At 58.7% G+C, this 14,543-nt stretch carries 10 protein-coding genes and 1 tRNA gene; 3 read left to right on the top strand and 8 right to left on the bottom strand.

Features of this window, described 5'->3' with window-relative positions; translation table 11 throughout:
- Positions 1-100: 100 nt before the first annotated feature.
- The 7 genes from G536_RS0123880 to G536_RS0123850 all read right to left on the bottom strand — a co-directional run bounded on the left by G536_RS0123880 (position 101) and on the right by G536_RS0123850 (position 5,392).
- Positions 101-664: a hypothetical protein gene (locus G536_RS0123880; RefSeq protein WP_157530902.1), complete on the bottom strand. Its 564-nt coding sequence runs from the start codon at positions 662-664 to the stop codon at positions 101-103.
- A 33-nt stretch (positions 665-697) separates the two neighbouring features.
- Positions 698-1,516, bottom strand: coding sequence for a hypothetical protein (locus tag G536_RS0123875; RefSeq protein WP_022826134.1), 819 nt, complete (start codon positions 1,514-1,516; stop codon positions 698-700).
- Between the two features lie 307 nt (positions 1,517-1,823).
- Complete coding sequence (locus tag G536_RS0123870; protein WP_022826133.1) at positions 1,824-2,291, bottom strand: hypothetical protein; 468 nt, start codon at positions 2,289-2,291, stop codon at positions 1,824-1,826.
- Positions 2,291-3,025, bottom strand: a complete 735-nt coding sequence (locus G536_RS0123865; RefSeq protein ID WP_022826132.1) for a DUF1963 domain-containing protein — start codon at positions 3,023-3,025, stop codon at positions 2,291-2,293. Before G536_RS0123865 ends, G536_RS0123870 begins: the two co-directional genes overlap by 1 nt.
- Position 3,026: 1 nt before the next feature.
- Positions 3,027-3,731 carry a DUF6683 family protein gene (locus tag G536_RS0123860; RefSeq protein ID WP_157530900.1) on the bottom strand — a complete coding sequence of 235 codons (705 nt, stop codon included), beginning with the start codon at positions 3,729-3,731 and terminating at the stop codon, positions 3,027-3,029.
- 30 nt (positions 3,732-3,761) lie between these two features.
- A complete protein-coding gene (locus tag G536_RS0123855) occupies positions 3,762-4,514 on the bottom strand; it encodes a hypothetical protein (protein WP_157530898.1) in 753 nt (250 codons plus the stop codon).
- Between the two features lie 802 nt (positions 4,515-5,316).
- Positions 5,317-5,392: transfer RNA gene (locus G536_RS0123850), tRNA-Lys, on the bottom strand.
- A 61-nt stretch (positions 5,393-5,453) separates the two neighbouring features.
- Between G536_RS0123850 and G536_RS0123845 the strand changes: the two genes are divergently transcribed.
- Positions 5,454-6,188 (top strand): SH3 domain-containing protein, encoded by a 735-nt coding sequence (locus G536_RS0123845; protein ID WP_022826129.1) that lies wholly within the window; start codon positions 5,454-5,456, stop codon positions 6,186-6,188.
- Between the two features lie 92 nt (positions 6,189-6,280).
- Here the strand turns inward: G536_RS0123845 and G536_RS0123840 are convergent, their stop codons facing one another.
- Positions 6,281-7,087: an SDR family oxidoreductase gene (locus G536_RS0123840; RefSeq protein WP_022826128.1), complete on the bottom strand. Its 807-nt coding sequence runs from the start codon at positions 7,085-7,087 to the stop codon at positions 6,281-6,283.
- 214 nt (positions 7,088-7,301) lie between these two features.
- On the opposite strand from G536_RS0123840, the gene G536_RS32925 reads away from it, so the two are divergent.
- Together G536_RS32925 and G536_RS0123830 are read left to right on the top strand one after the other, a co-directional pair.
- Positions 7,302-9,545 carry a GEVED domain-containing protein gene (locus tag G536_RS32925; RefSeq protein WP_084708838.1) on the top strand — a complete coding sequence of 748 codons (2,244 nt, stop codon included), beginning with the start codon at positions 7,302-7,304 and terminating at the stop codon, positions 9,543-9,545.
- Positions 9,546-9,672: 127 nt separating this feature from the next.
- Positions 9,673-14,397 (top strand): T9SS C-terminal target domain-containing protein, encoded by a 4,725-nt coding sequence (locus G536_RS0123830; RefSeq protein ID WP_022826126.1) that lies wholly within the window; start codon positions 9,673-9,675, stop codon positions 14,395-14,397.
- Positions 14,398-14,543: the final 146 nt, after the last annotated feature.

Genomic DNA, 14,543 nt, shown 5'->3' with positions numbered 1-14,543 from the left:
ATGTAGGGAAAGCGCCAAACTGACTAGTGACGACGGCGAAGGCGCGGGTACGTGTATTGTTGGGGTTAGGCATGTGGCAGGACTACTAGCTAGTCCGCGCTTATTGGCCCGCGGCGTTGTATTGTTCGGGTGAGGTGGTTTTGAAGCTGACCTTAGCGCCCTCGCTGTTCATGAAATCCTGAGGCACCACCGAACTAGTGCGGCGGTACGTTTCATCGGCCGATACGCCTTGGCCGAAACCACATTCGCTATAGCCCCGCTCGGTTTCTACCACCACCTTTTCGGCGGAAAAAGCCAGGCGCAGGCGGCAGCCCAATGAGTCGTATTCTTCCTTGAATGCGCAGTGCCCCACGCCCTGGCGTATTACGGCCCGCTGGTACAGTTGCCCCAGGTGAAAAGCAGGCGGCCCGTTGCTCACATCCAGCGCTAGCAGCACCGTCGAATCCGACTCAGGATATACCAGAAGCGTGCCGCCCGCCTGCTCCCTCGTAGTGTCACCCCAGTTGTATTCGCCGGCGTAGGCGGCGGTTTGCAGCGTAGTACGAGGCGCGTTAGCAGGCGCCGCTGGGGGCATAGCGGCTGATTTTTCGGCGGGGTTGGTGGTTTCGGTGCAGGCTCCCATCGCAACCAACAGCAGGCTAAGGCAGATAGATAAACGAATCATGAAAAGAAAATTAATGGCTAGCGAATAGCTTGGCTAGGGCTGCTCAGTAAGTTCCAGTTCGACGTACGTAACCTTAACCTGTTCAGCTGCTCTTGCTACGTCGGCATTCGGATCGACGTCGGCGTGAGCCCGTTGCAGCACTACATGGCGGGCATCGCGCCAACGGGCGGCGCGCGGCCCCCAGGCCGTCAGGTCGCGGGACCAGAGAAGTTTTGGAGCGCCGCTGCCACAATTGTAAACACTCAGATTGGTGGGGGTGCCGCCGCTAATTACGTCCTCGCATATACTGAGTAAGTAGCGGCCATCGGGCGAGATGCTAGGCGCGCCCAGTAGGTTAGTGCGACGGCCCGTACGCTGATCGACAAGTAACACGCCCGAGCCTTCGTCGGTGGCCACGTCAACCACCCATTGATGGGCCTGCGGCAGGGTACCCCAATAATAGTAAGCGTTGTCGTTGCCCTCGGGTCCATCGGGCGAGGGTACGGGCGTCAGCGTAACGGCGGGGCCCTGGGCGGGGCGCAGCACTAGCTGCTCGCCCTGGCGCTGCACCCGGCCATCGGTGGGCAGTGGGGCGTCGGATACAGTCGATTGGTTTTCCTGGTCAGTGGGGCGGGTGGGCAGCGGGCCGGCGGGTAGCTTCGCAAATTCGGCCGCGGTGCTTGGCCGCAGGCGCAATACACCCACCTGGCGGCCCAACGAATCGGCTACATGCAGGGTATCGGTGGGGCTGGCCTGGGCGGCAGTGGTTGAGGCGCTGGCGGGTGCGGCGGAGGCAGCCGGGTTACTGGCAGGTGTATCGGGTTGGCAGCTGGCCAGTAACAGTAGCAGAGCCGGGCTCAGGTACGATTTCATAGTATATTGGGGTTACTGGAGCCGTAGAGAGTCAGTTGGTTGGCTCGTTACAGCTGGCTTAGATCCTTGGATTTTGAGGGCGGTATAATAGTTGGTGCTAGGTATCGTCGAAATCTAAGCCGGGACTCATTTAATTGTTGCCGAAGGGCTATTGAACAAACATAGCTAACCCGTCAGCAATCATGGGCTGGAAAGCAGCATAGAGAAACAATTGAGTTGCTAAACTTAACGCAGGCCAAGAGCTGGTTACACCCTCCATCGGTGCTAACGTGCACAACAAAACATTGTGTTCCGGCTAATGGTCGCCTTACACGCTGGGCTGTAGCGTTTGGATGGTGTGCTGAATCACGGCGTCCATAGCGGCTTTGCGGGCGGCCGGATACTGCCAGATAAAAACGGTGAGCATGTAGTTCTTAATCACCGTCCGCTCGTAGAAAATCCGGCCCTTCACCTTACCGGATAGCACGTAGCCAGTGCGCGTAGTTTGGTCGAGAGTGAAAGTAGCGTGCTTTTCCTGCCAGTCTTCACGCGCCACTTGCCGGCGCTTATTTAAGCCATCATCCTCGGCCGCGTAACCCGCAAATACGATAAGCACCGTCTGCCCGTCAGGCGACAGGAAGCGGCGGCCGTCGCCGTTTTCCGGCTCGGGCTGGGGTTTCATATCAGCCAGATAGTCAATGTAGTAGCCGAACCGCTGGTTGTGGTAGGTTTTGTAGGTGGGCGGCGCCAGGTTGATCAGCGCCAGCCCGCTACTTAAGAGCAACAGCTTGTTCATCAGCAGCTTTGCAGTTGAAAGGAAATGGTGGCCGGGTCGTCGCCATCGACGCAGAAATAGAGCAAGCCGGAGTCGCCCCAGACAAAGTCCTCGGTGCTATCGAATTGCAGCCAGAACGTGCCCGTGGGGTAAGCGCCCTGCAGCCACTGCGCATAGCCACCCACCCAGGAGCCCAAGTCGGGCTCGCCGGCCAGTTCGGTTACGGCTGCGTTGTAGGCTTTGCGCCAGTTTTTGGGCCTTATCTGCTCGCTCAGCTCCTGCAACTCGGGCGCAATATCGGCCAGTTCATCATCGTCGGGCAGCGAGGCCACGGCCTGGGTGCGAATGTAGCTGAAGCCGATGGGCGGTAGCGCGGCCGGGCGCGGCACCTGAACCAGCAACTCGGGGCGAATAACCGGGTAGGTTTTCAGGCGGAAGTCGCGCGGGTCGCCGTCATCATAAGGCAACTCGCCCCAGTGGTAGTTCTGGTAAAACTGCACCACCTGCGCCTCGAATGGCCACGGCATGGCCCCGTCGGGGTTCACAAGTTGGAAAATCAGTTCCAGCGGCTGGCCGGTATCGGGGTTGGTAGGCCAAGTTTCGCCCTGCTCAAAGTATGGGTCGCCACCGATGTGCGAGAGCAGCTGCGTAGCCACCGGGCGCTCAATAGGCTCAATCAGCAGTTGTTGCTTGGTGCGCAGCAGCGCCCGCAGCCGGGTACGAAGTTCCTCGGCTAATTTTGTTTCTTCTTGCATATCAGCGCTTCACCAAGCCCTGGCCCGTGAGTTTGAATTGAGCCAGGTCGAAGTGATATTGAGTTTTGAAGTTGGTAGCTACGTCCTGCCGAAAACCCGGCAGCTGCCCGCCCTTGATGGCCGCCTGCCAACCAGCAAACAGCACGGCGGTTTGTAGCTTGAAACCTTCCCCAGTTTGAGCCGCCGTACCGGAAGCTGTTAGCTTGGGGGCCAGCAGTGGGGCCACCTGGGCGCGTACGCCTCGGGCCACCGGCACCGTAATGGCATTGCCATCCTGCACGTTATTTACTACCATCCAGTTCATAAGAATATAGGCCGCTAAGGCGTCGGCCGCGTCGTTGTTGCGCAGGCTGCTGCCCTTGATGATGCCTTCATACACCTGGTTATAGTCGGCTTTGCCGGGACCAAAGGCCCTTTCCAGCACCTTCGCGTCGGCCGGGCGCTGGGTTTGCAAACCCTGTGCGGCGTTGCGCACCGTTTGCTGGCGCAGAGCAGTTGTGGGTGTGTAACCGAACGAGCCTACTGCCTGTTTTGCTTTGCTACGCGCAGGAGTAGAACTGGTTTCCCGCGCCGCATCCATCACCGCTTCCTCGCCAGCATAGATGCCCATACCGGTCATGTCAATGGCACCCGCTTGGGCATGGGCAGTCGGCATAACCGTTAGGCTAACAAGCAGAACGGATGCCATTTGCAACAGTCGTTTCATGAGAAGCAGATTGGGTAAGCTCCTGATTCGCTATTTGCTTGTAAGCCCTTGGCTGGTGAGCTTATACTGGCTCAGGTCCATGCCATATTGGTTTTTGAACAGGTTCTTGATGCCTTGCTGATAAGCCCCCAGCTTGCCTTCTTTAATAGCAGACTGCCAGCCTCCGTGCACCACCACCGTTTGTAGCTTCATTTCCTCGCCCACTTGCGCAGCGCGGGCGCGGGCCTGCGTATTGGCAGCCAGAGCTGGCGCTATCTGGGCCCGCATTCCCTGCGCCATCGACGCAGTGACGGCATTGTCGTCGGTTACGTTATTGACTATCATCCAGCCTAGTATCATGTACGAAGCCAGCACGTCGGTTGCGTCGTTTTCGCGCAACCCCACGTCTTTCGTCAGGTCCCGGTAAATCTTGCTGTAATCATACTTACCGGGGCCAAAATTGGCTGCAATGGACTGCGCAGCCGGCGGATTACTGGTTTTCAACCGATTGATATAGCCCTGCACTATCTGCTGGCGCAAAGCGGGCGTAGGTGTGTACGCTGTACTGACGCTAGCTCCCGACCGAGTGGCCGTGGTGCTACGCCGAGCAGTACCACCCGCGTTATTGCGCTCTATTGCCTTATCCATCACCGACTTGTTGATGGCTCCATTGGTAATAACGCTGATGTTGCTGTTGTACGTCTCCATGATGAGGTCCGGCGACATTTGGGCGCGGGCCTCTGGCGAGGCAAGCAGCACCGCTACCAGCAGGCCACCACAGTAGAAAAACTGACGCGTTTTCATGAGCATTAGGGTGAATGTTTCTGTTCTCGGGCATCATTCAACTACATAGGAGCCAGATCTATATTCATCCGGGTGCATACGCCGCCACTAAGACTCCGTTCGGTAATGAATAGCCGCACCGCACGCCGCGGCGGATGGCTGGCCACCGGGCCAAAGCCGGCAAGTTTGTGGAGGCGTCGTCTAAGATCATAGGCGAAGCAGAAAAAGGCCGCGCAGTGGAGCAACACGCCGGAAGCAGCGGCATAGGCTCAAAACTACCAAGCCTACGTACGAGCTAGCCCCTGTTTAGTTGATGCAGGCTAGCTTTGTTCTGCTCCAAGACTGCGTGCCTGAACAGACAGTTTTCACGCTTTGTCTTTTAGGTCAATATACCTGGCCATTCACCCGCTGTACCACCTACCCGACCTCTCTAACGCAGTTTTTGGACCTCACCTGCTGGGCATACTTGTACCTACAGCGCTACTATTAGGGCCCATACTACTTGCAACAAACACCCTGAAGCTTGCAGCCAGCCGCACGCCAGAGCGCAATACGGTCTGGGGCATAGCAGGTCTATATTTTACTACTTAGGGTGGATGCGTGGCCGCGCTGCACAACACACCTGAGCTCCTCGCCATTGGGCATAGTAACCTGTGCCTAAAGCCACTAATTGCAGAACCAGGCGAACAACACCACCTGCGCCTGGATCGGTCGAACTTACCACCAACGCCTTCTTAGCTATCGATTCAGCACAGATCCATAGTTCCACTCGCAGACCCCACCAACAAAAAAAACCTCGTTTGCAGGTTGCAAACGAGGTTTTTGGTGATCCCGCTGGGATTCGAACCCAGGACCCGTACATTAAAAGTGTACTGCTCTACCAGCTGAGCTACAGAATCAGTTACTTTGCAATCAAACGTGTCTGATTTGCTAATGGTGGCACAAAAGTAGCCGGCCAGTTTGTACGCTCCAAATATTTTGCTGAAAAAGCTCTTCCTTTTTTTTCTAATCTGGTTCGGATTTTTCCAACCAACTACTGCCCAAAAAGTTAGCACCGAGCTAGTGCGGGCCGATTCAGCTTTCGATGCGGGAGCTTACCAATTGGCTTACCGCTATTACCGTGGGTTGATACGGCAGGAAGACGTAGCATCACCGCGGGTCTTGCTACGCATGGCGTATGTGCAGGAAGGATTGGGGCACTACCCGGCCGCGCTTTACTATCTGAATATGGCTCTAGCCCGACAGCCCCGCCTTGCAACGTGGCGAAAAATGGCCGATTTAGCTCGCACGCAGCGCCTCACCGGCTACCCCGAAACCTGGCAGCAGGATTTGCAACTCACTTTTCGGCGTTACTATTATTTGGGGTTGCAGGCACTACTAATTGGGGCCGTGGTGGGCGGCACGCTGTTAATAATACGGCGGCAACACATAACCCGGGGCTGGTGGGTAACCTACAGCGTGTATCTATTGCTGACAGGGGTATACCTTAACTTGCTGGGCACTGAACGCGCTGCACTGGTTATGCAGCCGCGAGCAGCTCTGATGGCTGGCCCCAGCGCCGGCGCCGCGTGGCTCACCACCACCACCGCCGGCGACCGACTAGTAGTACTGGGCCAGCAGGATACGTGGTACCAAGTACAATGGCAAGGCCAGGAAGCTTACATCCGTACCCAGGATTTACTGCTGGTGGAGTAAGTAACAGGTAATAAGCAACGGGGTGCACCGGCAGTTTCATCATCTGTTGTTTGCTCCCCTGCGTTATCACTTGTCACCTACTTGCCTCTTTATTACACTTCAAAATCCTTCTCCTCTTTGCGGAAATGGCTTAGCACTAACTTGTCGGTTAGGCTGGGGAGCCATTTATTGAGGAACACCGTGAGCTTGCCTTGGCTGGTCAGCACCAAGTCGCGGCGGCGGTTACGGACGGCTTCTAGGATGTAGCCAGCCACTTCTTCGCTGCTCATCATCTTCTGCTCGTCGCGCGGCGACTCGCCTTGTACCGACCCATCGGCGGCCAGGGCTACGCTACGGATGTTGGAAGCCGTGAAGCCAGGGCAAGCTAGCAGTACGTGTACGCCTTGGGGCAGTAGCTCAGTGCGCAAAGCCTCCAAAAAGCCGTGCATAGCGAACTTGGAGGCCGAATAGCCCGTGCGGCCCGGCAGGCCTCTGTAACCGGCAATGCTGCTGATGCCTACCACTGAGCCCTTGCTAGCTAATAAATGTGGCAGCGCAAACTTGGTGGTATAAACGGTGCCAAAGAAGTTGGTTTGCATCAGGCGCTCAATCACTCCCAGCTCTACATCTTGAAACCGGGCGCGCATGCTGATGCCAGCGTTGTTGAGCAGCACATCCAACTGGCCGAAGGCACGGATGGCTTCGGCTACGGCACGCTCGGAGTCGGCGGCTACACCCACATCGGCGCGGACGGTGTGGCACTGGATACCAAGGCCGGCTAATTGCTGAGCGGTTTCGCGCAGGCGGGTTTCGTCGCGGCCAGTGACTACTACGCGTGCTCCAGCCTGCCCAAACGCCACCGCGCAGGCGCGGCCAATTCCGGAAGTACCCCCGGTGATAAAAACTACTTTGTCTTTCATGCTAAACAGAGAGTGACTGCCTGATTAAAGGCCAACCAGCAAAACTACCGATTCCAAAAATGGTCGTCGATATTCAGCGAGAATCCGTCGATAAATTCCTTGCCATGATCAATACACTCATATATTGTATTTTTTATGTAGAGATCTGCATTACGTTGCTGCACCGTCCCTACATTCCACGCTTTGGCACCTCTCTCCTCACTATTGCATCCTTATGATTCAACGTTTACTTTTTCGGCGCCACGTGGCAGCTCTGCGGCTGGGCACTTTCTTCCTTCTTTGGAGCTTGCTGCTGACCCCACTGGCAGCCTGGGCGCAGTGCCCGCCGGCTACCAGTGCATGTATGCCCGGCCCGGCTCCCAGTTCCAGCTTTCCTTTCGGAATGGGCATTCTGAACGTAACGCTGAACACCATCAACAACACTACCCCAGGGGTGCAAGATGGCTATCGAGACTATTCCTGCACGCTAGGTACCACACTGACTGTTGGCCAGAACTATACTATCAGTGTGCGCACCAACACCAGCGCCGACGAAACGGTGCGGGTATGGTTGGATTTGAACAATGACGGTACGCTGAACCCCACCACCGAGCTGATTTTCTCGTCGAATTCCACCCGGCTGCATACTGGCACTATCTCGCTGCCGGCTGGTACCGTGTTGGGTACGCGGCTACGGCTGCGAGTGGCCTCCGACTGGGAAAATTCGCCGGTGCCAACCCCCTGCTCCACACCGCAATACTCGCAAACCGAGGATTATTCGGTAACAGTAGTGGCTAACACGGCAGCGCCCGTTGCCGACTTTATGGCCGACCAGACCCTGACTTGCTCGGGCTGCGTGCAATTCACCGACCAGTCGCAGAACGCGCCCACTAGCTGGCTCTGGAACTTCGGCGACAACACCACTAGCACTTTGCGCAACCCCAACCACTGCTATATCACGGCCGGTACTTATACAGTCACGCTGACTGCCACCAACACCATCGGCGCCAACGTGCGCACCCGCACCAATTACATTGTGTACAATAACGTGGTGCCGGTAGCGGCCACCTGCTCGCCGGCCACCACGGCCTATTGCTGCGACTATGGCATTACGCGGTTTATGCTAGGCACCATTTCCAAGACCTCGCTGGACGGGCAGGCGGGCTACGAGGATTTCACCTGCGGCAGCCGCACCCAACTCACCGAGGGCGTGCCCACCACCATCAGTATCACCACGGGCGGCACCACGGCGCACGATACCCGCGTGTGGCTGGATTTGAACAATGACGGCGCTTTCACGGCCAATGAGCTGCTGTACACCGCTTTGAACCGCGTGAACCCAATTGGCAACCTGACCGTACCGGGCTCGGCCCCGAAAAACGTACCGCTGCGCCTGCGGGTGCTGGCCGATTTTGTAGGCGGCTCCAGCGGCCCCTGCACCAGCCCCCAACTTGGGCAGATTGAAGACTACACCGTGACGGTGCTGCCGAACACCAACCCACCGGTAGCGGCCTTCACTTCCGATTACGTGCTGGGCGAGTGCCAGAACCCGGTGCAGTTCACCGACCAGTCGCTAAATGCGCCTACCAGCTGGCTCTGGAACTTCGGCGACGGTTCCACCAGCACTCAACAGAACCCGGTGCACCAGTACACCACGGCCGGAGTGTTCAACGTAACGCTCACCGCTACCAACGCTTTCGGTAGCAACGTATCGACCCGCAACGGCTATGTGGCGCTGATGCAGCCCTGTGTAACGTACTGCGCGGCTACTGGCACCACGCCCAACATCTGGCTGACCAATGTGGCCGTGCGACGTAGCACCTTCACTGACCTTACCAACACTAGCACCGCTTCGGCAGGGGGCTACGGTAATTACGTGAACCAAGTGGTGAGCATGTATCAAGGCCAGACCACCGAGCTCAGTGCCACCGTGAATGCCAACCTCCAGCACATATTGTGGGCTTGGATTGACTGGAACCGCAACGGCACCTTTGAAACCAGTGAGCAGGTAATGAACGGCATCACGACGGCCACCGTACTGGCCAGCTCCATTGCCGTGCCTACCACCACGGCCACCCTGGGGTTAACCCGAATGCGGGTGATGGTGCGGCTCAACAACCTGCCCACTCCCACGGCCTGCCAAATCAACCAGTCGAATTCAGAAACCGAAGACTACTCGGTGTTGGTACGTAGGCCGCTGAGTACGGCCGAAGCCCGTAGCTTACCCAACCTGTCTGTATATCCCAACCCTACAACTGACGGCCACCTCCGCCTCCGCCAGCCTGACCCAGCAGCGGCAGGCACCTACGCTGTGCGCGTTGATAATGTACTGGGGGCCGCGGTGCATAATACCGCCGTGCGCCTGAGCCCTAATCAGGATGCTGAGTTGAACCTGTCGGGGCTGCCCCACGGCTTGTACCTGGTGCGCCTACAAGCCCCCGATGGCACGGTAGCCGTGCGCCGCGTGGAAATCCAATAGGTGATTGATGGATTGCTTGTCGATGGTTGATGGGCTGATGGATTACTATCCTAAATCAGCCCATCAACCATCGACAAGCAACTCAACCCTACCAATAACCAGCCCCCAACAATTCCCTCCCTTCTATATGCACCAAACTTTACTCCGAGCCTTATTTCTGCTGCTGCTCTTTATGGGGCTGCGTCCAGGGTCGGCGGTGGCTTCCCACCTGCTGGGCGGCGAAATGACCTATCAGTATCTGGATGCCAACGGACCAACCGGCAACCAATTCCGCTACCGCATTACGGTTTTTATTTATCTGAACACCGAATGCCCGGTGCCGGGCAGCCCGTCCCAAACGGTATCAAACGTGCCGGATGGGCGCTGCAACATCTTTCTCAACATCTATAATAAGACCAACGGGCAGCGCATCGTCAGCAACCAGGGTACCCAAAGTTTTCCGTGCATCCAGACCTCCTGCGGCAGTGGCGTGAGCCAGCCCGACCAGCAGCCGGCGGGCACGTTTCGGCTGCCACGGGTGTCCAACCCCAACATCACACCACCGCTGCCCGGTGGGTGTAGCATTCCGGCCGGTACGGTACCACCCGTGCGCTTGGCCCGCTACGAGGCCATTGTAAACCTGCCCGTTTCGGTTGGGGGCTACTACGCGGTGTACAGCGACGGTACGCGCAACTTCAACATCGACAACCTCAGCAACCCCAGTAACCAGAACCAGACGCTATACGTGGAAATGGCCGGTCCGCTGCTGCCCAACTCCTCCCCTACCTTCTCGGATACGGCCGTGGTGGTTATCTGCCAGGGCGACACCAGCATCCTGGTCAACAACGCCGTGGACCCCGACGGTGACCGACTGATTTACTCGTTCAGCACACCCTACAACGCCAGCCAAATTAACGGGCCCACGTTCACGCCGCCCCCGCCCAGCGTCACGTACGCGCCGGGCTTCTCGTTTACCAACCCGTTCGGCACCGGCGCTGGCAACTATGCTTTTCTAAATGCCAGCAACGGTATCAGCCGTTATGCCACGTCCAGGGTGGGGCGGTTTGTGGTGGCAGTGGAAGTGAAGGAGTACCGCCGCATCAATGGCAGCGAGGTGCTTATCGGCTCGACCCGGCGCGAAATTCAGTTGGTGTCGCGCACCTGTCAACCCAACCGCTCTCCGCAGTTTACGCCGGCTTCGGTGGCCACACGCACCTTTACTATCGAGGAAGGGCAACCCCTCGCGTTCAACCTAGCGGCCACCGACCTAGATGGCAACCCTATTAATCTCAGGGCCAATAGTGTATTGCTCGATGGATCGGGACCGTTCAATGCCAGCTTCGGCGGCAACCAGGGCACGGTGCTGCCGGGGGCGCCCACGGGCAGCGTAACGCTGCAAGGCACGGGCGGCAATGTCAGCGGGCAGTTCGTGTTCACCAGCCAGTGCGGCAACGCCCGCAGCACCCCCTACGATGTAGTAATAACCGCCTCCGACGTGGCCTGCGGGTCAAAAACGGTAGCCGAAGTGTTTCAGATTCTAGTAACCAAAGCGGCTGGCCCGTCCAGCATTGCCGGTGATGCCGTTATCTGCGACCGGACCTTGCCCCGCTCGTACACGGCCGGGGGTACTACGCCCGCTTCCTACCTCTGGACCGTGCGCGGCGGTACCATTCAGGGTTCCAGCACCGGCAATACGGTGCAGGTACTTTGGAACGGCTCCGGGGCAGGCCGCGTGACGGTACGGGGCATATCGGCGCTGGGCTGCCCCACCGATTCGGTGTCGAACACCATTGACGTGCTGCCCGCTGGGGCGCTAGTAGTGAATCCGGCCAACAATACCATCTGCCAGGGCGCTTCCACTACGCTCACGGCCTCGGGCGGCACCACCTACACCTGGACCAGCAGCACCGGCCAAACCTTCACCGGGGCCACTATTACGGTCAGCCCCACCGCTACTACCACCTACACGGTTTCCACTTCCGACGGCATCTGTACCACCACCCGCACCGTAACCGTGACAGTGAACACCCAGGCCGTAGCCAACGCTGGCCCCGATGCCGTTGCCTGCTCGGGCGTGGGCACCACTCTCGGTTCGGCCGGGCTGACGGGCTATACCTACAGTTGGAGCCCGGCTTCCGGCCTGAGTAGCTCCACCGCCGCGCAGCCAACTTTCCTGCTGATCAACACCGGCACCACGCCCCAAACCTATACTTACGTAGTGACGGCCACCACCGCCGCCGGCTGTATTGCGCGTGATACGGTGAGTGTGCTGGTGAACCCCGCGGCCGTAGCACAAGCCGGCCTCGACCGGGTGTTTTGCTCGGGCAGCACAGCGTCGTTGGGCAACTCAGCTAGCATCGTGGCAGGCAGTACGTATGTGTGGAGCCCAGCCACCGGCCTGAGCACCCCCACGGCAGCCACCACCAACGTCACGCTGAGTAACACCACCTCGGCTCCTATTGTCAACCAGTATATCCTGACGGTAACCACCAGCAACGGCTGCGTGAACCGGGACACGGTGCGCGTGACAGTGAATCCGGCCGCCGTGGCCACTGCCGGCCTCGACCGAGCCACCTGCTCGGGCGTGGCTACCACACTGGGGACGGCAGCGCTAACGGGCTATACCTATAGTTGGAGCCCCGCCACGGGCCTCAGCGGCGCCACGGCCGCCAACCCGACCCTGACGCAACTCAATACGGGCGCTACACCGCAGGTGCTTACCTATACCGTCACGGCCACCACCGCCGCGGGCTGCACCACTACCAGCACCGTGCGCGTAACCGTAAACCCCGCCGCCGTGGCCAATGCCGGCCCCGACGCTACCCTTTGTGATGGGAAGCGCACCACGCTGGGCACTGCGGCCCTGACCGGCTACACCTATCAGTGGAGCCCAGCCACCAACCTCAGCAGCGCCACAGTTGCCCGGCCGGTATTCACGGGGGTGAATACCACCCAAACTCCACTTATCCTGACTTATGTACTAACGGCCACTACGGCCCAGAACTGCGTAGGGCGCGACACGGTGCGCATCACCGTGAATCCGCGGCCGTTGGCCGACAGCATCCAGGGTACGGCTTCGGTGTGCCCGACGGCGCAGGGCATTGCGTATACCATCCGAAATCCGCGCGGCACGGCCTACCAGTGGCTGGTCACGGGCGGCACGCTGGCCAGCGGCCAGGGCACGGCGGCTATTACCGTGAACTGGGGTACAGCCACTACCACGGCTAGCGTGAAAGCCTTTCAGCTGAACTCGTTTGGCTGCTCCTCTGATACTATCAGCTTCCCGGTACGCGTGAACCAACTGCTCGTGACGCAACGGCCCACGGGTCCGCTGAGCGTGTGCCTAGCAGATGGTCCCTTCACGTATCAGACCCTGCTTACCAACGGCTCGACCTATGGCTGGCAGATTGTGGGTGGTACGCAAGTGAGTTCCAGCCAGAATACAGTGCAGGTGAACTTCACGCGGGCCGGCATTGCCAAGCTCGTCGTGACGGAATCGAGCAACCCGGCCGGTGGGCGCTGCCTGGGCCAGAGCGATACGCTCTACGTGACGGTGCGGCCTTCTCCGGCCACTAATTTGCTGATTAGTGGCCCCAGCCGCGCCTGCGCTAGTCCGCAATCATCAGTGAATTTCTCACTGCCAGGCAGTGCCAACTCCACCTACGCCTGGACCGTGAATGGCGTACCACAAGCCGCGCCATCGGGCACCCTGCCAGTAGCTACCACCACGCCGGGCACTTATGTTATTACGGTGCGCGAAACCAATACCAGCAACTGCGCCGGCCGGCTGTATTCCACTTCGCTCACCGTAGTTCCGGCCTTGGTTATCACCGGGCCGGCCAGCTACTGCCCCGAAACCCGTACCAACCTCACCTACACGGTAGGGCCATCGTCACTACTGATTGGTTACCGCTGGATTGTAGCGGGTGGTACCATTGTGAGCGGGCAGCGCACCGGTACTATTCAGGTGAGCTTCCCGGCGGGTACTACGCCGGCCACCATTTCGGTGACAGATACGGCCAGCGCCGGGTGTAGCGCCTCCTTCACGGTTCGGCCTGATAATGCCAGCGTGGCCCTGGCCGTGGCTTCGGTGGGTCCGCAGAACGACCGGCAGGTGGTACTTGCCCTCAACGTGCCCAACAATACCGGCAATACCAACCGCGTGAATATCCTGCGCCGGCCCGCCGGTAACACGGGCGCCTTCACCAACGTGGGCAACGTGGCCAACACCACTACCACCTTCACCGACAGCGGCGTGGATGCTGACGCCAGCGCCTACGACTACCGCCTCGACCTCACCAACGCCTGCGGCACCGTGCTCAGCAGCACTCAGCACACTACCATCCGTACCCAAGCCACAGCCACGGAAGGCGGCGCGGGCCGGGACGAAGGCAAAGTAACCGTAACATGGAACCCGTACGTAGGCTTCCCGGTGCGCGAATACCAAGTGTTCCGCACCCCCGACAACGGCCCCGAAACCCTGCTGCAAACTGTACCAGCCGGCACTACCAGCCTCACGTTAGCCACCGGCAGCGCGGGCTTCAACCAGTGCTTTCGGGTGCAGGCCGTCGGTACGGTCGGCACGCTGGTTTCGTCATCGAATGTGGCCTGCGTGGAGTTTGCCAACGACCTGGCATTCTACAACGTGGTAACCCCGAACGGTGATGGCCTCAACGACCAGTTCATCATCAAGAATGTGGAGCTGTACAACGGTACTCTCACCGTATTCAATCGCTGGGGCAAGGAAGTGTACAAAGGCAGCAACTACCGCAACACCTACGACGGCGTTAACTCCCCAGCCGGGGTTTACTACTACCAGTTCCAGCTAGCCGGTGGCCGCTCGTACAAAGGCTGGTTTGAGGTGGTGAAATAGGAACGCGGATTTTGCAGATTGACGCGGACTCATCGGATTTCAGTAACGATTCTACTTCTTTGCTTTTACCTGCTTCAACAAACAAAAAGCCTCACTTAGTGAGGCTTTTTGTTTCAGACCGAGTTTCCTGCCAAGACAATAGTCCA

This window comes from Hymenobacter norwichensis DSM 15439 (assembly GCF_000420705.1).
In the GTDB taxonomy this organism is placed as follows: domain Bacteria; phylum Bacteroidota; class Bacteroidia; order Cytophagales; family Hymenobacteraceae; genus Hymenobacter; species Hymenobacter norwichensis.
This window is presented reverse-complemented; position numbering and strand designations above follow the sequence as displayed.

Coding starts and splice junctions, on each gene's coding strand:
- G536_RS0123840 (WP_022826128.1), bottom strand. CDS start 7,087: ATGAAAGACAAAGTAGTTTTTATCACCGGGGGTACTTCCGGAATTGGC.
- G536_RS0123865 (WP_022826132.1), bottom strand. CDS start 3,025: ATGCAAGAAGAAACAAAATTAGCCGAGGAACTTCGTACCCGGCTGCGG.
- G536_RS0123855 (WP_157530898.1), bottom strand. CDS start 4,514: ATGAAAACGCGTCAGTTTTTCTACTGTGGTGGCCTGCTGGTAGCGGTG.
- G536_RS0123860 (WP_157530900.1), bottom strand. CDS start 3,731: ATGAAACGACTGTTGCAAATGGCATCCGTTCTGCTTGTTAGCCTAACG.
- G536_RS0123875 (WP_022826134.1), bottom strand. CDS start 1,516: ATGAAATCGTACCTGAGCCCGGCTCTGCTACTGTTACTGGCCAGCTGC.
- G536_RS0123830 (WP_022826126.1), top strand. CDS start 9,673: ATGCACCAAACTTTACTCCGAGCCTTATTTCTGCTGCTGCTCTTTATG.
- G536_RS32925 (WP_084708838.1), top strand. CDS start 7,302: ATGATTCAACGTTTACTTTTTCGGCGCCACGTGGCAGCTCTGCGGCTG.
- G536_RS0123870 (WP_022826133.1), bottom strand. CDS start 2,291: ATGAACAAGCTGTTGCTCTTAAGTAGCGGGCTGGCGCTGATCAACCTG.
- G536_RS0123880 (WP_157530902.1), bottom strand. CDS start 664: ATGATTCGTTTATCTATCTGCCTTAGCCTGCTGTTGGTTGCGATGGGA.